At 72.2% G+C, this 22,533-nt stretch carries 18 protein-coding genes and 1 pseudogene; 15 read left to right on the top strand and 4 right to left on the bottom strand.

Translation table 11 applies throughout. The features are described 5' to 3' along the window. Positions 1–79 precede the first annotated feature (79 nt). The gene (locus tag AB0D67_RS36130; RefSeq protein ID WP_362946027.1) at positions 80–1,489 is read left to right on the top strand and encodes a helix-turn-helix transcriptional regulator; all 1,410 of its coding nucleotides are present in this window, start codon (positions 80–82) and stop codon (positions 1,487–1,489) included. 62 nt (positions 1,490–1,551) lie between these two features. Beyond that, entirely contained in the window at positions 1,552–2,241 is a 690-nt protein-coding gene (locus tag AB0D67_RS36125; protein ID WP_362946024.1) for an ElyC/SanA/YdcF family protein, read from the top strand. 75 nt (positions 2,242–2,316) lie between these two features. Here AB0D67_RS36125 and AB0D67_RS36120 read toward each other — a convergent pair whose 3' ends face one another. Then, positions 2,317–3,465 carry a PrsW family intramembrane metalloprotease gene (locus tag AB0D67_RS36120; protein WP_362946022.1) on the bottom strand — a complete coding sequence of 383 codons (1,149 nt, stop codon included), beginning with the start codon at positions 3,463–3,465 and terminating at the stop codon, positions 2,317–2,319. Positions 3,466–3,579: 114 nt separating this feature from the next. Continuing rightward, complete coding sequence (locus AB0D67_RS36115; RefSeq protein WP_362946020.1) at positions 3,580–4,536, bottom strand: heme o synthase; 957 nt, start codon at positions 4,534–4,536, stop codon at positions 3,580–3,582. Positions 4,537–4,930: 394 nt separating this feature from the next. On the opposite strand from AB0D67_RS36115, the gene tkt reads away from it, so the two are divergent. The 9 genes from tkt to AB0D67_RS36070 all read left to right on the top strand — a co-directional run bounded on the left by tkt (position 4,931) and on the right by AB0D67_RS36070 (position 15,326). Further along, positions 4,931–6,964, top strand: a complete 2,034-nt coding sequence (gene tkt / locus AB0D67_RS36110; RefSeq protein WP_362946054.1) for a transketolase — start codon at positions 4,931–4,933, stop codon at positions 6,962–6,964. 2 nt (positions 6,965–6,966) lie between these two features. Beyond that, positions 6,967–8,070, top strand: a complete 1,104-nt coding sequence (tal, locus tag AB0D67_RS36105) for a transaldolase (protein WP_362946017.1) — start codon at positions 6,967–6,969, stop codon at positions 8,068–8,070. Positions 8,071–8,075: 5 nt separating this feature from the next. Beyond that, positions 8,076–9,704: a glucose-6-phosphate isomerase gene (locus AB0D67_RS36100; protein ID WP_362946014.1), complete on the top strand. Its 1,629-nt coding sequence runs from the start codon at positions 8,076–8,078 to the stop codon at positions 9,702–9,704. Further along, a complete protein-coding gene (gene zwf / locus AB0D67_RS36095; protein WP_362946012.1) occupies positions 9,705–11,468 on the top strand; it encodes a glucose-6-phosphate dehydrogenase in 1,764 nt (587 codons plus the stop codon). Next, positions 11,469–12,383 (top strand): glucose-6-phosphate dehydrogenase assembly protein OpcA, encoded by a 915-nt coding sequence (locus AB0D67_RS36090; RefSeq protein WP_362946010.1) that lies wholly within the window; start codon positions 11,469–11,471, stop codon positions 12,381–12,383. A 192-nt stretch (positions 12,384–12,575) separates the two neighbouring features. Continuing rightward, complete coding sequence (gene pgl, locus AB0D67_RS36085; protein WP_362946007.1) at positions 12,576–13,349, top strand: 6-phosphogluconolactonase; 774 nt, start codon at positions 12,576–12,578, stop codon at positions 13,347–13,349. A gap of 142 nt (positions 13,350–13,491) precedes the next feature. Next, entirely contained in the window at positions 13,492–13,770 is a 279-nt protein-coding gene (locus AB0D67_RS36080) for a DUF1778 domain-containing protein (protein WP_362946051.1), read from the top strand. A 35-nt stretch (positions 13,771–13,805) separates the two neighbouring features. After that, the gene (locus AB0D67_RS36075) at positions 13,806–14,273 is read left to right on the top strand and encodes a GNAT family N-acetyltransferase (protein ID WP_362946005.1); all 468 of its coding nucleotides are present in this window, start codon (positions 13,806–13,808) and stop codon (positions 14,271–14,273) included. A 366-nt stretch (positions 14,274–14,639) separates the two neighbouring features. Beyond that, positions 14,640–15,326, top strand: a complete 687-nt coding sequence (locus AB0D67_RS36070) for an alpha/beta hydrolase (protein WP_362946002.1) — start codon at positions 14,640–14,642, stop codon at positions 15,324–15,326. A 37-nt stretch (positions 15,327–15,363) separates the two neighbouring features. On the opposite strand, the gene AB0D67_RS36065 is transcribed toward AB0D67_RS36070, so the two are convergent. Next, on the bottom strand, positions 15,364–16,476 hold the full coding sequence (locus tag AB0D67_RS36065; RefSeq protein ID WP_362946000.1) for a GNAT family N-acetyltransferase: 1,113 nt from the start codon (positions 16,474–16,476) through the stop codon (positions 15,364–15,366). A 165-nt stretch (positions 16,477–16,641) separates the two neighbouring features. Here AB0D67_RS36065 and AB0D67_RS36060 point away from each other — a divergent pair, with 165 nt between their 5' ends. Further along, positions 16,642–18,042 carry an FAD-binding oxidoreductase gene (locus AB0D67_RS36060; protein ID WP_362945998.1) on the top strand — a complete coding sequence of 467 codons (1,401 nt, stop codon included), beginning with the start codon at positions 16,642–16,644 and terminating at the stop codon, positions 18,040–18,042. A gap of 78 nt (positions 18,043–18,120) precedes the next feature. Further along, positions 18,121–19,734, top strand: a complete 1,614-nt coding sequence (locus AB0D67_RS36055) for an amidohydrolase (protein ID WP_362945996.1) — start codon at positions 18,121–18,123, stop codon at positions 19,732–19,734. Here the strand turns inward: AB0D67_RS36055 and AB0D67_RS36050 are convergent. After that, a complete protein-coding gene (locus tag AB0D67_RS36050; protein ID WP_362945993.1) occupies positions 19,655–21,223 on the bottom strand; it encodes a YncE family protein in 1,569 nt (522 codons plus the stop codon). The two genes, AB0D67_RS36055 and AB0D67_RS36050, sit on opposite strands and share 80 nt — an antisense overlap. Positions 21,224–21,574: 351 nt before the next feature. Between AB0D67_RS36050 and AB0D67_RS36045 the strand changes: the two genes are divergently transcribed. Both AB0D67_RS36045 and AB0D67_RS36040 read left to right on the top strand, forming a co-directional pair. Continuing rightward, the gene (locus AB0D67_RS36045) at positions 21,575–22,156 is read left to right on the top strand and encodes a TetR family transcriptional regulator (RefSeq protein WP_362945990.1); all 582 of its coding nucleotides are present in this window, start codon (positions 21,575–21,577) and stop codon (positions 22,154–22,156) included. Further along, a pseudogene (locus AB0D67_RS36040) lies at positions 22,153–22,533 on the top strand (hypothetical protein); the annotation flags it as partial. The gene AB0D67_RS36045 and the pseudogene AB0D67_RS36040, both read left to right, overlap by 4 nt.

Genomic DNA, 22,533 nt, shown 5'->3' with positions numbered 1-22,533 from the left:
ATGCCGCTGGGCGCGGTAAGCCGGTGTTGGCCTGCCGTGTGTCTCGGGGCCGCTCACAACCGTGCGGAGGTGGAGGCCCATGGGGCACATCACCAGATCCAGGCGGCTGGAGATCCAGCGTGAGGCGGCGCGTCTGCGAATGCGTGAACAGCGTGAAGGCTCGACCGTCGAACGGATCGTCACTCAACTGTGCACCGCGATCCCGGAACTGTCGCCGTTGGAGGCGTGGCGGCTGGCACTGGGCTGGTCCCGGGCGCAGGCCGTTCGGGAGATCGCTGCTCTGTACGTCGTTGATGGGCTGCGACCACCCGGACTCTCGCCCGCGCAGTTGTGTCGGTTCGAGCACGGTCCCGACCGGCCGGGCCCGGAGTACACGGAGATGCTGGCCCGCGCCTATGGTGCCCATCCTGGCCAGCTCGGCCTGGCGAGCCGCTGCACATGCGGCGGCGCTCCCGGGTACGGTCACCCTGAGGTCAAGGCTCGCGCCTGGCCACCGGTTCTACCGCCAGGAGTAGAGATCATGACCGCATCCGGACTGTCCGCCCTCCGCGAGTCGCTACGCCTGGCCCTGCTGGATGCACCGAACGGCAGCCTGGCGGCGGCGGATCTCGCCCAAGCCGCCGTTGAGCACTACGCGCTCGCCTACTCCCGCCATGCCCCGGCCACTTTGTTCGATGAGGTCGCTGCGGCTCGTGGCCTGCTCACCGCAGTACTGGCCGCTCCTGCCGATGAGCGGACGGGGACGGAGCTGCGGCGTGCGGCGGGCTGGCTGTCGGCGTTGTTGGCGAACCTCGCCTGGCACCTTGCGGATCACGCCGGCGCCCGTGCACATCTCACCGTCGCCGGTTCCCTCGCCGAGCGGGTCGGCGACGCCCGGCTGACGGCGTGGACGCTGGGAGCACAGAGCATGGTCACCCGCCGCCGTGACGCTGAGGCGGCCCTCTCGTACGCCCAAGCAGGTCTGGAGCGAGCTCCGACACCACTGGTTCGGGCCCAGTTGCTGGGGTGGGCGGTTCTGCCGTCCTTGGTTCAGACCGGCCGCCGGACGGATGCCGAGCGAACCCTGGGCGAGGCGGCCGCTGCCCTCGACACCGCAGAAGAAGAACCGGGCCGGTTCGGCTTCGATTCCGCCGAACTCGCTTTGCACGAGGCGGAGGCATGGCTGGCGCTGGACCACACGGACCGGGCCACGGCCCGTGCGGAGGCGTCCGCTGGCGAATGCGTACCGCACACCCCTGGCTGGGCGGCGGCGACCCTCGTCCTGGCTCAGGCCGAGGCGTCGACGAGACCTGGTGACGCCGCCTCACGGGCCGTGGACGTGCTGGAGCGAATCCCCGCCGACCGGCTACGCTCCACCGCCCGGGAGCGGCTGCGAAGCCTTGTGATGTCGCTCGGCGCCACGGACGTGGCAGCGGTGCGAGATCTACGGGAACGGGTCCGAACCCTTCCTCCACCCACCGACATCCGCGGTCGCGATACTCCTGCCTAGGTGATCCGGTCACGTCCCGGCATGATCGGGACAGCGAACCCGCGAGGCGGGACAATGGGGGCATGCAGTCGTCCCGCACGATCCTCCGGCGCTCCTACCTGGCGGCCGTCCTGCTGAGCGTGCTGGCGCTCGCCCCGATGACCTGGGTGTGGCTGGTCAGCTCCGGGCACCGGGCGGTCGCCGACGCCTCCCCCGGCTGGCTCTCGGAGGTCCCGCCGGCGCCGGTGGCGCTGGTGCTGGGCGCCAGGGTCAACGGCCGGACCCCCACCCCAATGCTCGCCCGCCGCCTGGACGTCTCCGCCGAGCTGTACCGGGCGGGCAGGGTCCGGGCGATCCTGCTGTCGGGCGACAACGGCCGCCCCGGCTACGACGAGCCGACCGTGATGCGCGACTACCTCCTCGCCCGCGGCGTCCCCGGCCACGCGCTCGTCCTCGACTACGCCGGCTTCGACACCTGGGACTCGTGCGTGCGGGCCCGCGAGGTGTTCGGGGCCACCCGGGTGACCGTGGTGAGCCAGGTGTTCCACCTGCCCAGGGCCGTCGCGCTGTGCCGGGCGGCGGGGCTGTCGGCCTTCGGCGTCGGCGACGACTCCTCGCTGCGGTGGGCCTCCACCACCTATGCCTACGCCGTCCGCGAGTTCGGCGCCTCGGCCAAGGCCCTGCTGGACGCGGCGCTGCGCTCCTCCCCCACGTTCCCGGGGCCGCGCGAGACGACTCTGGACACCGCGCTCCGGGCCGCCGCCGCGCCCTGACCGGGCTGTCCCCCGGCAGGCCGCGGAGGACCGCCCGGCACGCCGTACGGGCTCCCGGCGGGGCCGTACGGGTGGTCAACGGCCGGGTGGGAACGCCCGCGCCGGGGCCGGGAAGGAGGCGCGGGCACCGGCGATGCAGCGCAGCAGCGCCTGCTGCTCCTCGTCGAACGTCCGCTCGTCGATCACGCCGCGCCGGGCCCGCTCGTGCAGCAGTCCCAGCTCGGTCGCGGCGAGCTGGAAGTCGCTCATCGCCCGCCGCCCGGCCCGCCCGCCGTGGTTCTTGGCCCAGTCGCGCGCCTGGCGGCGGGCCGGCAGCGACGAGAGCATGAAGACGTCGTACGGGCCCACCAGGCCGGTCGGCTGGTAGGCGGGCAGGTAGGTCTGGATCAGGGCGACGATGCGCTTGCGGTCGCGGAAGACGATCACGATGAGCACCACCAGCACGACCATCAGCAGCAGGTAGGCCACGGCCAGGCCGGTGATGCCGGCGTAGGTGGTGAAGCCGTTCCAGATGCCGTGCAGCAGCATCGCCCCGGCCCAGCCCGCCAGGACCACCCAGGTCCGGCCCGGACCCCGGCGCAGCGCGGCGTAGGCCACCGCGACGCCGATCATCGAGGTGAACAGCGGGTGGGCGAACGGCGACAGCACGCCCCGCAGTACGACCGTCACCGCCAGGCCGTGCGTGCCGGCCTCCGACAGGGCGGCGATGTAGTAGCTGACGTTCTCGCTCATCGCGAAGCCCAGGCCGACCATGCTCGCGTAGATGACGCCGTCGGTGGGCCCGTCCAGCTCGGCCCGCCGGAACCGCAGCAGGCCCAGCAGCACCAGGCCCTTCATGGTCTCCTCGACCACCGGCGCGCCGAAGGTGGCCGCGACGGCGCGGGCCGCGCCCGGGCCCAGCTGGGCGGCGTTCTCGATGTAGAGCAGGTTGAAGGAGTTGATCAGGCCGGCGACGAGCACCGCCACCCCCGCGCCCCAGGCGAAGGCGAAGACGAGGTTGCTGCGCGGCTCGGGCTCCATGCGGTCCAGGGCCAGCACGGCCGCCAGCAGGACCGGCACGGGCGCCAGGGCCAGGGCGAGCGCGATGAAGAAGTACACCGGGTCGCCGTTGAGCACGTCGAAGGAGAACGACACCAGCGCGCACAGCCCGGTCACGACGAGCCCGGAGATCAGCGCGACGGACGGGCGGTCCCTCAGCACCCAGCGGGGGTCACGGCTCGCCATGTGGCAACCGTAACGGAACAACCACGAGGTGTCCCAATCCCGCCCCCCGCGGGGGCCGCCCTGGCCGGGGACGGCCATCGGCCCGCCTCCGGACGTCCGTACGGGGCGAGTGGGTCAGACGAACATCGAGTCGATGGCGACGGTGAGGAAGAGCAGCGCCAGGTAGGCGTTGGACCAGTGGAAGAAGCGCATCGGGCGCAGGTCCACCCCGGTCCGGCCGGCCTTGACCCGGCCGAGGAGGCGGTAGACCTCCCACAGGCAGGCGCCGCCCAGGACGGCCGCCACGACGGGGTAGAGCAGGGTGGTGCGGGCCACCGGCCACAGCAGCAGCGAGCACAGCACCGTGGCCCAGGTGTAGGCCAGGCTCTCCAGCACCACGCGGCGCTCGGTGGCGACCACCGGCAGCATCGGTACCTTCGCCGCGGCGTAGTCCTCCCGGTAGCGCATGGCGAGGGTCCAGGTGTGCGGGGGCGTCCAGAAGAACACCACCCCGAACAGCACCACGGGGGCCCAGTCGAGGTCGCCGGTGATGCCCGCCCAGCCGATCAGCACCGGCATGCAGCCGGCGATGCCGCCCCAGACGACGTTCTGCGAGGTGCGGCGCTTCAGGAACATCGAGTAGACGAACACGTAGAACAGGTTCGCGGCCAGGGAGAGGCCGGCGGCGAGCCAGTTCACCGCAAAACCCAGGCCAAGAGTCGACAGAACGCCGAGGGCGATGCCGAAGATCAGCGCGTTGCCCGGCGGGACCTGCTCGCGGGCCAGCGGCCGGCGGCGGGTACGGCGCATCGCCGCGTCGATGTCGCGGTCGATGTAGCAGTTCAGCGCGTTGGCGCTGCCCGCCGACAGGGTGCCGAAGACCAGGGTCGAGACGGCCGTCCACAGCGGGGGGAGGCCCCGCGCGGCCATGAACATCACCGGTAGCGTCGTGATCAGCAGCAGTTCGATGATCCGCGGCTTGGTGAGGGCGACGTATGCCTTCACGACGGCGCCGAACGAGCGCGGAGCGGCGGACGCCGCAGCGCCCGCGTGAAGCGGGGCCGTCGTCGGTTGCTTGTCGGTCAGCACCATCTAAGGCGCTTCCAGCACGTGCGGGGTCAACGCGTAACCTCTGATTAGAGCGGATCCGTGAATGCGGGCACCAGCCAGCCTTGAGGTCTCAACTGTAGTTGCTGAGAGGGGCGGTCCCGGCACAGGGTGCGGAAAGCGGTGTGAGCGGACGGCCATGGGGTACCTCCCGTGAGTCGTCCGCGCTGGTGAGCGCCCGACGGAGCCGCCGGTGATCGGCCTGCGCGACGCTGGGGAGGCCGACCCGTTAGGGTCCGGTGTGGGCGGGAAAAGCCAAACCGGCGCCACCATCACACGACAAGATCCGGAGATCGAGCACTTGAGCAGCGAACTCGTGCCAACCCTTGAATGGAACGACCTCGACCGCAGGGCGGTCGACGTCGTACGGGCTCTGGCGATGGACGCGGTAGAGAAAGCGGGGTCGGGCCACCCCGGCACCGCGATGAGCCTGGCCCCCGCCGCCTACCTCCTGTTCCAGAAGGCGATGCGGCACGATCCCTCCGACCCGACGTGGGTGGGTCGCGACCGGTTCGTCCTGTCCGCCGGCCACTCCAGCCTCACCCTGTACATCCAGCTCTTCCTGTCGGGCTACGGTCTGAGCCTCGACGACCTGAAGTCGCTGCGGCAGTGGAACAGCCTCACCCCGGGTCACCCCGAGCACGGTCACACCGTCGGCGTGGAGACCACCACCGGCCCGCTGGGCCAGGGCATCGGCAACGCCGTGGGCATGGCCATGGCCGCCCGCCGCGAGCGGGGCCTGTTCGACCCCGACGCCCCCGAGGGCGCCAGCCCGTTCGACCACATGATCTGGTGCATCGCCTCCGAGGGCGACATCGAGGAGGGCGTCAGCCACGAGGTCAGCGCCCTCGCCGGCCACCAGAGGCTGGGCAACCTCGTCGTCGTCTTCGACAGCAACCACATCTCGATCGAGGACGACACCCAGATCGCGCTGAGCGAGGACATCACCAAGCGCTACGAGGCCTACGGCTGGCACGTCCAGACCGTCGACTGGACCGGCGACGGCGAGTACAGCGAGAACGTCGGGGCGCTGAACCAGGCCCTGGAGGCCGCCCGCGCCGAGACCGGCAGGCCGTCGTTCATCCGGCTGCGCACCATCATCGGCTGGCCCGCGCCCAACAAGCAGAACACCGGCAAGGCCCACGGCTCGGCCCTGGGAGCCGAGGAGATCTCCGCCACCAAGCAGATCATGGGGATGGACCCGGAGAAGAGCTTCGACGTCCCCGCGGAGGTGCTGGAGCACACCCGCGAGGTCGTCGAGCGCGGCCGGGCGGCCCGCCATGAGTGGGAGCGGGCCTACGCGAGCTGGCGGGAGGCCAACCCGGAGCGGGCCGCGGAGTTCGACCGGATCAGCCACCGGCGGCTGCCGGCCGGCTGGACCGAGGCGCTGCCGACGTTCGAGCCCGGCGCGTCCGTCGCCACCCGCAAGGCCTCCGGCGAGGTGCTCAACGGCCTCGCGCCGGTCCTGCCGGAGCTGTGGGGCGGCTCGGCCGACCTCGCCGAGTCCAACAACACCACGATGAAGGGCGAGCCGTCCTTCATCCCCGAGGAGTTCCAGACCAAGGAGTTCCCCGGCAGCCGTTACGGCCGGACGCTGCACTTCGGCATCCGCGAGCACGGCATGGGGGCGATCCTCAACGGCATCGCGCTGCACGGCGGCACCCGCCCCTACGGCGGCACGTTCCTGGTCTTCAGCGACTACATGCGGCCCTCGGTACGGCTCGCCGCGCTGATGAAGCTGCCGGTCACCTACGTGTGGACGCACGACTCCATCGGCCTGGGCGAGGACGGCCCGACCCACCAGCCGATCGAGCAGCTGTGGGCGCTGCGCGCCATCCCGGGGCTGGACATCGTCCGCCCGGCCGACGCCAACGAGACGGCCGCCGCCTGGCGCGCCATCCTGGAGCACACCGACCGCCCGGCCGGCCTGGCGCTGACCCGGCAGAACCTCCCGGTCTACGAGGGCACCCTCGACTACGACAAGGTCTCCAAGGGCGCCTACGTGCTGGAGGAGGCATCCACCGGCCAGCCCGCGGTCATCCTCATCGCCACCGGCTCGGAGGTCGAGCTGGCCGTCGGGGCCCGGAAGCTGCTGGAGGAGGAGGGCATCCCGGCCCGCGTGGTGTCGATGCCGTGCGTCGAGTGGTTCCAGGAGCAGGACACCGCGTACAAGCAGCTGGTGCTGCCCAAGGCGGTCCGCGCCCGCGTCGCGGTGGAGGCGGGAATCACACTGGGCTGGCGGCAGTTCGTGGGAGATGAAGGGGAAGTGGTGGGCCTGGAGCACTTCGGTGCCTCGGCTCCCTACAAGACCCTGTACGAGCAGTTCGGCCTGACCGCCGAGCGCGTGGCCGCCGCCGCCAAGGCGAGCCTCGCCCGGGTCGGGGCCGACAAGGGCGAGACGACGGGAAACTGATCATGAGCGAGATCCTGAAGAACCTCTCCGACCAGGGCGTGTCCATCTGGCTGGACGACATCAGCCGCGAGCGCCTGCGCACCGGCAACCTGGAGGGGCTCATCCGCGACAAGCACGTGGTCGGCGTCACCTCCAACCCGACGATCTTCGCCTCGGCGCTGAGCAAGGGCGACGCCTACGACGTCCAGATCCACGACCTCGCCGTGCGGGGGGTGGACCTGGAGGAGGCGGTGCGCGCGATCACCACCTACGACATCCGCTGGGCCGCCGACGTGCTGCGGCCGGTCTACGACGCCACCGGCGGCCTGGACGGCCGGGTCTCCATCGAGGTGGACCCGCGCCTGGCCAAGGACACGGACAAGACGATCGCCGAGGCGCGCGCCCTGTGGTGGCTGGTCGACCGTCCCAACACGATGATCAAGATTCCGGCCACGGTCGAGGGGCTGCCCGCGATCACCAAGGCGATCTCCGAGGGCATCAGCGTCAACGTCACGCTGATCTTCTCCCTGGCGCGCTACCGCGCCGTGATGGACGCCTGGCTGGCCGGCCTGGAGCAGGCGAAGGAGAAGGGCCTGGACCTCTCCGGCATCGACTCGGTGGCCTCCTTCTTCGTCAGCCGGGTGGACACCGAGATCGACAAGCGGCTGGACGAGATCGGCACGCCCGAGGCCAAGGCCCTCAAGGGCAAGGCCGCGGTCGCCAACGCCCGCCTGGCCTTCGCCGCCTACGAGGACATGGTCGACTCTCCGCGCTGGCAGGCCCTCAAGGAGGCCGGCGCCCGGCCGCAGCGCCCGCTGTGGGCCTCCACCGGCACCAAGGACCCCAGCTACCCCGACACCCTCTACGTCGACCAGCTCGTCACGTCCGGCACGGTCAACACGATGCCGGAGAAGACCCTCGACGCCGCGGCCGACCACGGCCGGATCGAGGGCGACACGGTCCGCCCCTCCTACGAGGACGCCTGGAACACCATGGCGGCGCTCAAGGACGCCGGCATCGACTACGACGACGTGGTCGCCGTGCTGGAGCGGGAGGGCGTGGAGAAGTTCGAGGCGTCCTGGAAGGAACTGCTGGCCACGGTCGAGTCCGAGCTTCGGAAGGCGTGAGGCACATGACGGCATCCGTGACGATCGGCAACGAGCGGCTGGCCGAGCGGGCCGCCGAGACCGTCAAGGACCTCGTCGCCACGGGCTTCCACCAAGCCCTGGCGAACGGCGATCCCGGCCTGTGGGGCCCGGACGCGCAGGCCGAGGCGGCCGTCCGCCTCGGCTGGCTCAACCTCCCGCTGACCAGCAGGGAGCTGCTGCCGGAGATCGGCAAGCTGGTCGAGCGGGCCCGCGCCCAGGGCCTGGACCACGTGGTCCTGGCCGGCATGGGCGGCTCCTCCCTGGCGCCCGAGGTCATCACGACCACCGCGGACGTCCCGCTGACCGTGCTCGACACCACCGACCCCGGCCAGGTGCGCCGCGCGCTGGCCGACCGGCTGGAGCGCACGATCCTGGTGGTGGCCAGCAAGAGCGGCGGCACCGTCGAGACCGACAGCCACCGCAGGATCTACGAGCAGGCGTTCCGTGAGGCGGGCATCGACCCCGCCGAGCGGATCGTCGTGGTCACCGACCCGGGATCGCCGCTGGAGCAGGCCGCCATCGAGGCGGGCTACCCGGTCATCCTGGCCGACCCCAACGTCGGCGGCCGCTACAGCGCCCTGTCGGCGTTCGGCCTGGTGCCCAGCGCGCTGGCCGGGGCCGACATCGAGAAGCTCCTCGACGACGCCGAGGCCGTGCGCCCGCTGCTGGCCCAGGCGGAGGGCAACCCGGGTCTCACGCTCGGCGCCGCCCTGGGCGCGGCCGCGGCCGCCGGGCGCGACAAGCTCGTCCTGGAGGACAGCCTCGCGGAGATCAACGGCCTGCCCGACTGGATCGAGCAGCTGGTCGCCGAGTCCACCGGCAAGCAGGGCCGGGGCATCCTGCCGGTCGTCGGCGCCGACCCCAACGACACCGACGACGAACTGGTCGCCGGGATCGAGTCCGGCGGCGACGTGACCGTCAGCGGCCCGCTGGGCGCGCAGTTCCTGATCTGGGAGTACGCCACGGCCGTCGCCGGCCGCGTCATCGGCATCGACCCCTTCAACCAGCCCAACGTGGCCGAGTCGAAGGACAACACCGCCAAGATCCTCGACCGCGCCGAGCCGCCGACCGGTACGCCGGTCCTGGTGGACGGCCCGGTGGAGGTGTACGGCGAGGTGCCGGGCTCCCCGGCTCCCAAGGACCTCTCCGAGGTGCTCACCGCGCTGCTGGAGGCCATCCCCGAGCGGGGCTACCTCGCGGTCATGGCCTACCTCGACCGGGAGGCCGCGTTCGACGCCCCGCACGCCGAGGGCGCCTCGTTCGAGGAGATGACCGACGCCTGGAGCGCGGCCGACCCGGCCACGCTGCGCGGCCTGCTGGCCGTCCGCACCGACCGGCCGGTGACCTTCGGCTGGGGTCCCCGGTTCCTGCACTCCACCGGCCAGTACCACAAGGGCGGCCCGCAGGACGGCGTCTTCCTCCAGATCACCGGGGCGAACGAGACCGACGTCGAGGTGCCGGGCAAGCCGTACACCCTGGGCAGGCTCCAGCTCGCGCAGGCCCTGGGCGATCTGGGCGCGCTGGCCGACCGCGGCCGGCCCGCGGTGCGGCTGCACCTGACCGACCGGGCCGCCGGGGTCGCACGCCTGCTAGAGGCAGCGCGGGAGGTCTGAATGAGCAAGCAGAGAGCCGGGAAGGCCGCCGAGGCGGCCGTTCCCGACGGCACGGGCGATGGGCGGTCCGCGGCGCCCGCCGAAGCATCCGCCGACACGTCGGCTGAGACGTCCGCCGAGACGCGTGACGAGGCGCGCGCCGGGACGCCGGAGGACGACGCCCGCCGCGGCGAGGACCTGCACACCTCCGACTCGGTGGCCCTCGCCTCGGCGGCGTCCACCGCGGGCACCACCGACGCGGTGGTGGCGGCCAACCCGCTGCGCGACCCGCGCGACAAGCGCCTGCCGCGGGTGGCCGGGCCGTGCGTGCTGGTGCTGTTCGGCGTGACGGGCGACCTGGCGCGCAAGAAGCTGCTGCCGGCGATCTACGACCTGGCGAACCGGGGGCTGCTGCCTCCCGGCTTCTCGCTGGTCGGGTTCGCCCGCCGAGACTGGGAGGACCAGGACTTCGCGCGGCTGGCCCACGACGCCGTCAAGGAGCACGCGCGCACGCCGTTCCGTGAGGAGGTCTGGAAGCAGCTGTCGGAGGGCATCTTCTTCTGCCCCGGCGAGTTCACCGACGACGGCGCGTTCGACGCGCTGGCCATGATGCTCAAGGAGATCGACGAGACCCGGGGCACCGGCGGCAACTACGGCTTCTACCTGTCGGTGCCGCCGAAGTTCTTCCCGGTCGTGATCGAGCAGCTCAAGCGGACCAGCCTCGCCGACGCGCCCCCCGGGTCGTGGCGGCGGGTGGTGATCGAGAAGCCGTTCGGGCATGACCTGAAGAGCGCGCAGGAGCTCAACGCCGTCACCAGCGCGGTCTTCCCCGAGAGCTCGGTGTTCCGCATCGACCACTACCTCGGCAAGGAGACGGTCCAGAACATCCTGGCGCTGCGCTTCGCCAACAACCTGTTCGAGCCGATCTGGAACCGCGGTTACGTCGACCACGTCCAGATCACGATGGCCGAGGACATCGGCATCGGCGGCCGGGCGGGTTACTACGACGGCATCGGCGCGGCCCGCGACGTCATCCAGAACCACCTGCTCCAGCTGCTGGCGCTGGTCGGGATGGAGGACCCGACGTCCTTCGACGCCGACTCGCTGCGCCGGGAGAAGGAGAAGGTCCTCAAGGCGGTGCGGCTGCCGCAGGACCTCGCCCTGGGCACCGCGCGCGGCCGCTACGCCGCCGGCTGGCAGGGCGGCGAGCCGGTCGTCGGCTACACCGAGGAGACCGGCATCCCGCCGGGCTCCACGACGGAGACCTACGCCGCCGTCAAGCTGGAGATCGCCAACCGCCGCTGGGCGGGCGTGCCGTTCTACCTGCGCACCGGCAAGCGGCTGAGCCGCCGGGTGACCGAGGTCGCCGTGGTGTTCCAGCGCGCGCCGCACCTGCCGTTCAGCAAGGACGAGACCGAGATCCTGGGGCAGAACGCCCTGGTCGTCCGGGTCCAGCCGGACGAGGGCATCACGGTGCGCTTCGGTTCCAAGGTGCCCGGCACGGCCATGGAGGTCCGGGACGTCTCGATGGACTTCGCCTACGGCGAGTCGTTCATGGAGTCCTCCCCGGAGGCCTACGAGCGGCTGCTGCTGGACGTGCTGATCGGCGACCCGCCGCTCTTCCCGCACCAGCGCGAGGTCGAGCTGTCGTGGAAGATCCTCGACCCGGTCGAGGAGTTCTGGACGTCGCAGGGCCCGCCGGAGGAGTACCCCTCCGGGACGTGGGGCCCGGCCTCGGCCGACGAGATGATGGCCCGTGACGGCCGCGCGTGGAGGAGGCTGTAGATGGCGAACTTCATGCTCAGCGGCACGACCGCGTCGAAGATCTCCTCCCAGCTCACCCAGCTGCGGCACCAGATGGGCACGCCCGCGCTCGGCATGGTGCTGACCCTGGTCGTCGTCTGCGACGAGAGCAACCAGTACGACGCGGTCCGCGCCGCGACCGACGCCGCCCGGGAGCACCCCTCCCGGATACTGGTCGTCATCGCCCGCGACGCGTCCGAGCAGAACCGGCTCGACGCCGAGATCCGGCTCGGGGAGTCCACCCCGGGCGAGGTGATCCTGCTGCGCCTGTACGGCGAGCTGACCCGGCACGCCGACTCGGTGGTCAGCCCCCTGCTGCTCACCGACACCCCGGTGGTGGCGTGGTGGCCGGGCCACTGCCCGGAGTCGCCGTCCAAGGACGCCATCGGCGTTCTGGCCCAGCGCCGCATCGTCGACGCGCACGCCGCGCCCGACCCGGTCGCGGCGATCTCCTCCCGTGCCGACGCCTACCTGCCGGGCGACACCGATCTCGCCTGGACCCGGCTGACGTCGTGGCGGAGCCTTCTGGCCGCCGCGTTCGACCAGCAGGTCAGCCAGGTCACCGGGGGCACGGTCGAGGCGGCTCCCGGGCACGCCAGCGCCCCGCTGCTGGCGGCCTGGCTCGGCGGGTGCCTCGGCGTCCCGATCAAGGTGGCCGACTCCGCGGGGCCGGGCCTGACCGCGGTCCGGCTGGAGACCCCCGGCGGGGAGATCGCCATCCTGCGCGAGGACGCCCGGGTGGCCACCCTGCAGCGGCCCGGCCAGCCGGACCGGCAGGTCGCGCTGACCCGCCGCCCGCTGTCGGAACTGCTGGCCGAGGAGCTGCGCCGGCTGGACCCCGACGAGATCTACGAGGGGGCGATCCGGCAGATCGCCCGCGGTGGCCCGGAGGGCTGACGCGGCGGGCGCCCCGGCGGTCCCGGGGCGCCCGCGCGGTCGCCGAGGCGGTCTCCCGGTGGGACCGCCGACGCGGGAGACGCCCTGCGGCACGCCGCGGGGCGTCTTCGCGTCGCCGGTCCTCCGATGGGGCCTGCTGTCGCACGTCCCCCTTCGCCCGCCGTACCGACTTCCCGTTGAATGAGAGGTTCCGTGAGCGTTCCCACCGTGATCGTCCATCGTGACGCCGACATGCTCGCCAAGGCCGTCGCCGCGAGGGTGATCACCCGTACCGTCGACGCCCAGTCCGCCAAGGGGTCGGCGTCCCTGGTGCTGACCGGCGGCACCGTCGGCACCGCGACACTGGCCGAGATCGCCGCCAGCCCGGCCCGCGACGCCGTCGACTGGCGCAACCTGGACGTCTGGTGGGGCGACGAGCGCTTCCTGCCCGACGGCGACCCCGAGCGCAACGAGACCGGCGCCCGGCGGGCCCTGCTCGACCACGTCGACCTCGATCCGGCCCGTGTCCATCCGATGCGCGGCCCCGACTCGGGGATGACCGCCGAGGAGTCGGCCGAGGCCTACGTGGAGGAGCTGCGCCGCGCCGCCCGGCCGGAGGACCACGGGCCGGCGCCGTCGTTCGACGTCATGATGCTGGGCATGGGCCCCGACGGGCACGTGGCCTCGCTGTTCCCCGGGATGCCGGCGCTGTACGACGAGCGGCCCGTGGTGGCGGTGCACGGCTCCCCCAAGCCGCCGCCCGTCCGTGTCTCGCTGACCCTGCCGGTCATCCGGAACTCCCGCGAGGTGTGGGTGATCGTCGCCGGTGAGGACAAGGCGGGCGCCGTACGGCTGGCGCTGTCGGAGTCGGGGCCGATGCAGGTCCCGGCGGCCGGGGCCCGGGGCCGGCAGCGGACGCTGTTCCTGCTGGACCGCGCCGCCGCCTCCAAGATCCCCTCCTCGATGAGCCGCATCTCCTCCCCCTGACCCGCCGCCCCCGGCCGGACGCGGGCCGGGATGCCTCCCTTTCCCTTTCGATTACCGAGCGCGATCGATCGATCACCGTTATGGTGATTCGACGGATGGAAAGTGCCGTACAAGCGCCGTACAGTGAAAGGAGGTGGAGGTGATGGTGGTGGCGGCCAGGACACACCGCATCGAGATGCGCGCCGACGCGGCGACCGAACGACTCATCACTCGGGCAGCGCGGGCGCTCGGCGAGTCGGTCTCGTCGTTCGTGCTGCGTGCGGCCCGCGCCGAGGCCGATAAGGTGCTCGCACGTCCTGACGTGACGCTGATGCCGGCCGAGCAGTTCGACGAGTTGCTCGCCTCTCTCGATGAGCCGGACGACGCACCCGCTCTCCGGAGAGCCGCTTCGCGACGACCCCGCTATCGCGAAGCCCCGTGACGTGGCGTTCCCAGCCACTTCGTGAGGATCATGACGTGACCGGTTTCGACTGCGCCGTCCCTGTCATGGACGAGTGGCTGGTCAAAAACGCCCTGCGCGCCCAACGATCGGACACCGCACGCACGTATGTGTGGCTTCCCCCAGCCGACCTCAAGGTGGTCGCCTATTTCTCCATAGCCCCCACCGAAGTACGGCGAGCGGACCTGAGCGGTTCGCTCGCGGGTGGCGTGAGCGTCGTACCGGGATACCTGCTGGCCCGACTGGCCCTCGATCGCGCTCTTCACGGGCGTGGCCTGGGGGCCGAGTTGCTGGTCAATGCGATCTCCAAAATCGTCTCGGCCTCGGAGACGGCGGGCGGCCGGGTCATCGTCGTCGATGCGATCAACGGACACGCGGCCGATTTCTATGCTCACCACGGGTTCCTGCCGGTGAAGGGGGCCCCTCATCGGCTGGTGATGAAGATGGCCACGGCGAGGGCGGCGCTCCCACTCCCATCCGGGTGAGCCGGTCAGGATGGTGGGTCCTCTGCCCGGACCGCTCAGGGACCGCACCGCCTCCGAGATCGCCTCCTCCCTGAGCCGCATCTCCCCTGACCCGCCGCTCTCGGCCGGACGCCCGAGTCTCCGGCCGGGGACGAGGTGGATGTGCAGTTCGGCCTTGGGCAGCGCGTTGATGAAGGCGTCGATCGGCATGGCGCAGACCTTACGGACCTCCCCTCCCCCAGCGGTAGCGATCACCAGCGAAGCTGGCACTGAAAAAATCATGTTCATTCTGTCGGTGGCACAGGCTTGACTGGGCGGACACGGGCTCCGGGTCCCGGCGCCTCGCGGGCGCGCCCCGGGGACGACCGGCTCAGAAAGGTGAACCGCATGGCGACGTACGTGTTGATCCCCGGCGCCGGCTGCGACGCGTGGCTCTGGCACCGGGTGACGCCGCTGCTGCGGGCTCGCGGCCACGACACGGTGGCGGTCGAGCTGCCCTGCGAGGACGACTCGGCCGGGCTGGCCGAGTACGCCGACGCGGTCGTGACGGCCGTCGGCGACCGCGCCGACCTGGTGCTGGTGGCCCACTCCCTGGGGGGCTTCACCGCGCCGCTGGTGTGCGAGCGGCTGCCGGTCGGCCTGATGGTGCTGCTGACCGCGATGGTCCCGTCGCCCGGCGAGTCACCGGGCGACTGGTGGACCGCCACCGGTCACGCCCAGGCCGTACGCGAGGTGAACGAGCGCCACGGCCGACCGGCCGACGCCCCTTTCGACCCGGACTTCGCCTTCCTGAACGGCGTCCCGCCGGAGATCGCGGCCCAGGTGGAGGAGCACTCGCTGAACCAGTCCGGCACGCCGTTCCTGAAGCCGTGGCCGCTGCCGGCGTGGCCGGACGTGCCGACCCGGTTCCTCGTCTGCCGCGACGACCGCTTCTTCCCCGCCGGCTTCCAGCGGCGCGTCGTCCGTGAGCGGCTCGGCATCGTCCCCGACGAGACGGCCGGCGGCCACCTCGCGCCGCTGAGCCACCCGGAGGAGCTCGTCGAGCGCCTGGAGGCGTTCCGGACCACCCTGTGAGACCGCGCCGTGAGACCGCGCCGTGAGACCGCGCGGGTCAGGCCGCGGACGCCGCCCGGGACTCCGCGGGCGGCCCGGACCTCACGGGCGTCCCGGACTCCGGGGACGCCATGGAGGCGCCCCGCCTGGGCGTCGCCGTGACGCCGACCGCGAGCCTGGCCTCCACCACGCCCGGGTCGTCGGTGAGGGTCAGGGTCGCGCCCAGCGAGGACATGAGCCTGCGCATGCGCGTGTTGCCGGCCAGCATGCTCGCCCGGACCTCGGCGAGCCCGAGGTCGCGGGCCTCGGCGAGGAGGATCCCGGCCAGCGCCGAGCCCAGCCCCCGGCCCTGCCAGCGGTCCTCGACGAGCAGGGCCAGTTCGGCGATGCCCGGGTCGGGGGTGAACATCAGGCTGGCCAGCGCGATCGCCTGGCCGTCGTGCCCGGCGACCATCGAGTGGCCGTGCGCGCGGTCGCAGAGCCGGTCGAAGACGCGGTCCGGCAGCGTGGACACGGGGGTGAAGTAGCGGAACCGGCGCGACTCCGGCGAGCAGCGGTCGTGCAGGTCGCGGACGGCCTCGCGGTAGAGCCGGGTGACCGGGCGCACCTGCGTCTCGGTGCCGTCGGTCAGCCTGGCGGTCCGCGTCGCCCCGGGCGGGCGGTGGCAGGCCGGCTGGGCGAGCCGTACGAAGGAGGCCGCGCGGGCGGCCTCGGTCAGCGTGAAGGGCAGCCCGGCGCGGCGCAGCCGTACGGCGCGGCGCGGTGCGACCGGCACGGTGAGCTGCGTGGGGTCGGGCAGCTCGCTCATGTCGGCGCCGTAGACCCAGCGTGAGTCGTCGGCGCGCAGCAGCTCGCCCAGCAACGCGGGCAGCCGCCAGGGCTCGGCGCGCAGCCGGGAGGCGAGCAGGAGCGCGCGGGTGGGCTCGTCGGTCAGCTCGTGGGCGGTGGCGGGGACGACCTGCACCCGGCGTCCGCCGGCGGCCTCCAGCGCCCGGCGCACGGTCTCCGGACCGGCGGGGATGTCGGCCACGAACTCGTCCACGGTGCCGTCCGCGTCGGACTGGACGCTCAGGCCCAGGATGTTGCCGCCCCGCTCGGCGAGCGCGGTGGCCAGCGAGGCGAGCCGCCCCGGCCGCTCATCGACGGTAGTACGAATCCTCAGAAACCCCATCAAAGCTCCCTCCATCGCCATCAGCTTGGCGGAGCCCTGTTACAGCCCCGCTACACCGGGGTGAGCCCGCCGTTACGTCTCGAGGGAGTTGTGGACGACGCGGTTGTACAACGGTTTCCGTGGGGTGATGCACGCCTCATAACGGATATAGCAGGATATGTGGCCATGAGCACGCGAGTTCCCCTGTCTGGGGACTTTGTCAACGGGGATGTCTCCTTCTGGTACCGCTCCCTCGGCATCCCCGTGGCAGAAGAACCCCTCGACGGCGACCGTGAGGCCGACGTCGTGATCGTCGGAGCCGGCTACACCGGCCTGTGGACCGCCTACTACCTCAAGCGGGCCAGGCCCGATCTGCGGGTCACCGTGCTGGAGAAGGAGTTCGCCGGATACGGCGCCTCCGGCCGCAACGGCGGCTGGCTGGTCGGCGAGCTGGCCGGCACCCCCGAGCGCTACGCCCGGACGCACGGCGTGGACGCGGCCAAGCGGCTCCAGCAGGAGATGTTCTCCTCCATCGACGAGGTCATCGCCGTCGCGGACAAGGAGGGCGTCGACGCCGACATCGTCAAGGGCGGCGTCACCACGGTCGCCACCAACGCCGCCCAGGACCGGCGGCTGCGCGCCCTGCTCGACCACGAGCGCCACTGGGGCTGGACCGAGGAGGACGTCCGGCTGCTGGACCCGGCCGAGCAGGAGAGCCGCCTGCGGGTGGACGGCGCGGTCAGCGCGATCTGGAGCCCGCACTGCGCCCGGATCCAGCCCGCCAAGCTGGCCCGCGGCCTGGCCCGGGTCGTGCGCGACCTCGGGGTGGAGGTCTTCGAGCGCACCCCGGTCACCGAGATCGTCCCGCACGAGGCCCGCACGCCGTACGGCACGGTCCGCGCCGGCCACGTCATCCGCGCCACCGAGGGCTTCACCGCGGAGCTGCGGCAGTACCACCGGGCCTGGCTGCCGATGAACAGCTCGATGATCGTCACCGAGCCGCTGGGCGACCTGTGGGACGCGATCGGCTGGGAGGGCCGCGAGCTGCTCGGCGACATGGCCCACTACTACATGTACGCCCAGCGCACCGCCGACGGCCGCATCGCGTTCGGCGGGCGCGGCAAGCCGTACCTGTACGGCTCGCGGGTGGACGACCGGGGCCGCACCCACGCCTGGACGATCGAGGCGCTGTGGGAGCTGCTGACCGGCATGTTCCCCGCCGTGCGGGAGTCGAGGGTGGCGCACGCCTGGTCCGGCGTGCTGGGCGTGCCGCGCGACTGGTGCGCCACCGTGCACGTCGACCACGAGACCGGGATCGGCTGGGCGGGCGGCTACACCGGCCACGGGGTCACCGCGACCAACCTCGCCGGCCGTACCCTGCGCGACCTGATCCTGCGCGAGGACACCGACCTCGTGGCGCTGCCGTGGGTGGACCGGAAGGTCCGCGGCTGGGAGGTGGAGCCGCTGCGCTGGATCGGCGTGCACGCGATGTACGACCTGTACCGCCGCGCCGACGCCAGGGAGAAGGCCGGCCTCGGCCGCACCTCGGCGCTGGCCCGCGTCGCCGACGCCATCACCGGCCGCTAGGTTCGGTTCCGTCGCCGTCCGAAGGAGAAGCATGCCCCACCTGCCCGGTCCCGCCGCCCACGCCCCGGCGGCGGCCGAGTGAACGAGATCCTCTTCCGCGGCGGGCGCGTCTTCCTGCCCGGCGGAGCCTTCGCCGAGGCCGTGCTGGTCCGCGGCGACCGCGTCGCCGCCGTGGGCTCCGAGGCCGACGTCGCACGCCGGGCCGGCCCCGGCTGCGAGACCGTCGGCCTGGACGGCGGCCTGCTCACCCCCGGCTTCACCGACGCGCACATCCACCCGGTGCAGGCCGGGCTGGAGCGGGCCAAGTGCGACCTGGCGGAGGTCTACGGCCTGCCGGAGTATCTGGAGAGGATCGCCGGCTACGCCGCCGCGCACCCGGACCGGGAGTGGATCGAGGGCGGCGGCTGGGACATGTCGGCCTTCCCCGGCGGCCTGCCGCACCGCTCCCGGCTCGACTTCCTCGACCGCCCGGCGTACCTGGTCCAGCGTGACCACCACGCCGCCTGGGTGAACGGCCGCGCCCTGGAGCTGGCCGGGATCACCCGCGACACCCCCGACCCCGCCGACGGCCGGATCGAGCGCGACGCCGGCGGCGAGCCCACCGGTGTGCTGCACGAGGGCGCGATGGAGCTCGTCGGCCCGCTCGCCCCGCGGCCCACCACCGCCGACCAGGTCGCGGCACTGCTGGACGCCCAGCGCCACCTGTTCTCCCTGGGCGTCACCGCCTGGCAGGACGCCATCGTCGGCCCCTTCGCCGGCTCCCACGACCAGCTCCCCGCCTACCTGGAGGCCGCCTCCGCAGGAAGGCTCACCGCCCGGGTGGTGGGCGCGCTGTGGTGGGACCGGACACGCGGCGCCGAGCAGATCCCCGAGCTGCTGGAACGCCGGAAGGCCGCCGAGGGCCTGGAGCGGTTCCGCGCCACCTCGGTGAAGATCATGCAGGACGGCATCGCGGAGAACTTCACCGCCGCGGTGATCGAGCCCTACTGCCGCTGCGGCGGCACCGGTCTGTCGTACGTCGACCCCGAGCTGCTGAAGGGCCACGTCGCCGAGTTGGACCGGCACGGCTTCCAGGTGCACTTCCACGCGATCGGCGAGCGGGCCGTGCGCGAGGTGCTCGACAGCCTCGCCGGGACCGACCCGGCGAACCGCCACCACATCGCGCACCTGCAGATCATCGAGCCGTCGGACGTCCCGCGCTTCGCGGAGCTGGGCGTGACGGCCAACCTGCAGCCGCTGTGGGCCACCCACCACGCCCAGATGGACGAGCTGACCATCCCGTTCCTCGGCGAGGAGCGCTCGTCGTGGCAGTACCCGTTCGCCGACCTGCTGCGGACCGGCGCCCGGTTCTGCGCGGGCAGCGACTGGCCGGTCTCCAGCGCCGACCCGATCCAGGGCATGCACGTGGCGGTCAACCGCACCGAGCCGCCGAACTCGGTGCACGCGGACTACCCGACGGCGCGGACCCCGTTCCTGCCCGGCCAGTCCCTGGACCTCGTGACCGCGCTGACCGCCTACACCGAGGGCTCGGCCTGGATCAACGGCGACGACGACGCCGGGGTGATCGCCGTCGGCAACCGCGCCGACCTCGTCGTGCTGGACCGCGACCCGTTCACCGAGCCCGCCACCGACATCTGGCGGACGAGGGTCGCGGCGACCTTCGTCCGCGGCGAGCAGGTGCACGGCCGCTGACGCCGGGCCGCCCGCGCCGCGCCGTACGGCTCCCCCGGCCGGACGGCGCGGCGCCCCGCCGCGGCCTCGTCATGTCGAAGAGCAAGGACGCGGCCGGACCGAAGATCCATGCCGATCGGTTCGGAGAGATCGTCCGCCGCCCGGCCGGGTACGGGACACCTCGGCCCGGACGGTTCCTCCGTACGGATCCGGCCGGTGCCCGCCCCGTACGGTGCTCGCCGGTGTCCCGGCGCAGGTCGACGATCTGGCGGTGCCCGGTCACGGAACTGATCATCGCCCGACCGCTCCCGCCGCCCTCGGCCAGGCCCTCCCCGGCGGTCTCCCTCCGTCTGTCACCGCGGTCACCGCCCCGCCGGATGCGCGTCTCGGGCCCGCGGCCCGGCTTCCGCGCATCCCCGACGGCGGCGGGGACGCGCCCGACGGCGAGGCCGATGGGACCCGCCCCGACCTTCACGGTCGCGATGACGGAGCGGATCGCGGGGTCGATCACCGACACGGTTCCCGACCTGTTGTTCGCGGCGTAGACCCGCCTGCCGTCCGGGGAGACCGCCACCCCACGGGGGTCATGGCCGACCTCGACGGCGCCGATGGAGAAGCCGGCCGCCGTGTCGATGATGGAGACGGTGTCGAAGTAGGCGCTGGTGACGTAGACGCGGCTCCCGTCGGGGCTGACCGCCGCGATACGGGGGAACCGCCCCGCGTCGATGTCGTCGACGACGACCCCTCTCACCAGGTCGATGACCGACACCGTGCTCGACCGGAGGTTGGCGACGTAGGCGCGGGTCCCGTCGGGGCCGACCGCCATCCCGTAGGGGTTGTCACCGACCGGGATGGTGTCGATGACCTTGTCGGTGCGGGTGTCGATCACCGAGACGCTGTCCGACCCGATGTTGACGGCGTAGACGCGGCTCCCGTCAGGGTTGACCGCCATCCCGGCGGGGACGTTGCCGACCGGGACGGTGGCGACGACCTTGTCGGTGCGGGTGTCGATCACCGAGACGCTGTTCGATCCGAAGTCGGCGGCGTAGACGCGGCTCCCGTCAGGGGTGACCACCACACCGATGGGGGTCGCGCCGATCGGGACGGTGGCGACCACCGTGTCGGTGCCGGTGTCGATCACCGAGACGCTGTTCGATCCGAAGTTCGTGACGTAGACGCGGGTTCCGCGTGGGTTGACCGCCACCCCGAAGGGCAGCCTGCCGACGCGGACGGTGGCGACGACCACGTCGGTACGGGCGTCGATCACCGAGACGCTGTCCGACTCGGAGTCGGCGACGTAGACGTGGAGACGCCCGCGCGGCGGACCGGCCACGGCGAGCGACGCGGGCACGGCGGACACCAGTACCGTGATCAGTACGGCGACCAGCACCGGCACCGTGGCCGGTGAGACGACCGGTGGCCGCGAGCGGAGCCACCCGCGCCGTCGGGGTCTGCTGGGCGGTTTCCGGTGCCGCTCCTCCGAGATGCCGGTCTCCTGCCCTCCCCGCATCCCGTCTCGTCTCTCCCCGCTCGCCGGAACGCCTCTCCGCGAGTATGGCACCCCTCCGTCGCGCGAGGCCGCTTCGCTGTCCCCGGGGTCTCCTTCGGCGGAGCCACGGCGCCGGTCCCGGTGCCGACCCCGCCACACGCCTGCGGGTATGCCCTCCGTACTCCGTGGCGGCCCCGCAGGACGATGGGATGGCCGACCTGCGGTGAGGTGATCCCGGGAACCCCTTCCTGAGTCACGAAAGAGGTTCGTCGTCCATACCTGCCGGCTCGACAGCCGAGCGGCGAAGTGATCGGTTGAGCACGGGATCACCACGGATTGCACGGAATGCAATTCTTGCGTATTGTGCAACCCGTGGATGCGGTGGAAGAGCGCCGGAGACGCAACAGGGCGCGGAAGCGACGGCTCATCGGGGACACGGCGGTGAGCCTGGCCCTGGAGGTGGGGCTGGAGAGCCTGACCGTCGAGAGGATCGCCGAGGCGGCCGACATCTCCACCCGGACCTTCTTCAACTACTTCTCCTCCAAGGAGGAGGCCCTCACCGTCGGGCCTTCACGGTCGGCGGAGGAGCTGGCGGCACTGGTGGCCACACGCCCCGCGGACGAACCGGTGGTCCGGTCGATGCGGGTCCTGGCCAAGGAGATCGCCGAATCCTTCGTGCCCAGCCGACAGCAGATCGAACTCTGGCGCCGCAACCCCGAACTGCTCGCCAGGGCACGCAGGCCCGCCGACCAGGAGCAGATCTTCGCGACCCTCATGCGGACCGTGGCCGATCGGACGAAGCGTCCGCCCGGCGAGGTCTACCCCAGCGTGCTGGTCGTCACGACGTTCTCCATCATCGAGTGGGCCGTACGGGCTTCCTGGCAGGACGACGCGGGCAGGCCGCTGGACGATCTGATCGACGAGGCGTTCGACCTGATCGAGCACGGCCTGTGACGAGCATGCAGGCGCGCCTGACCACCGTCGTGGTCAGGCTGATGGGCGTCAAACGGCGCATGTACGGCAGCGCGGAGAAGGTGCACAGGAGCATCGCCGCCGATCGCAGGAGAGGCCCCGCCGTACCCGGGTACGGAGATCGGCTCTCCGTCGAGGAGCGGCGCATGGCCGCCCACCGCGTCTACACGGTGAGCCCGAAGACCGGCCGCACCGGCCGTCACCTGCTGTACCTGCACGGCGGCGGCTGGTCCCTGTCGATCACCTCGCTGCACTGGGACCTCATCGGCACGCTGGCCGAGCGGCTGGGCTGCTCGATCACCGTCCGTTGCTCAGAGCCTCAGCGGCTCTCAGCATTCCGGGCATTTCTGCCTGGAAGG

The organism is Streptosporangium sp. NPDC048047, from assembly GCF_040653115.1.
Taxonomy (GTDB): Bacteria; Actinomycetota; Actinomycetes; order Streptosporangiales; family Streptosporangiaceae; genus Streptosporangium.
The sequence above is the reverse complement of the archived record's forward strand: the minus strand, read 5'-3'. Positions and strand labels throughout refer to the sequence as shown.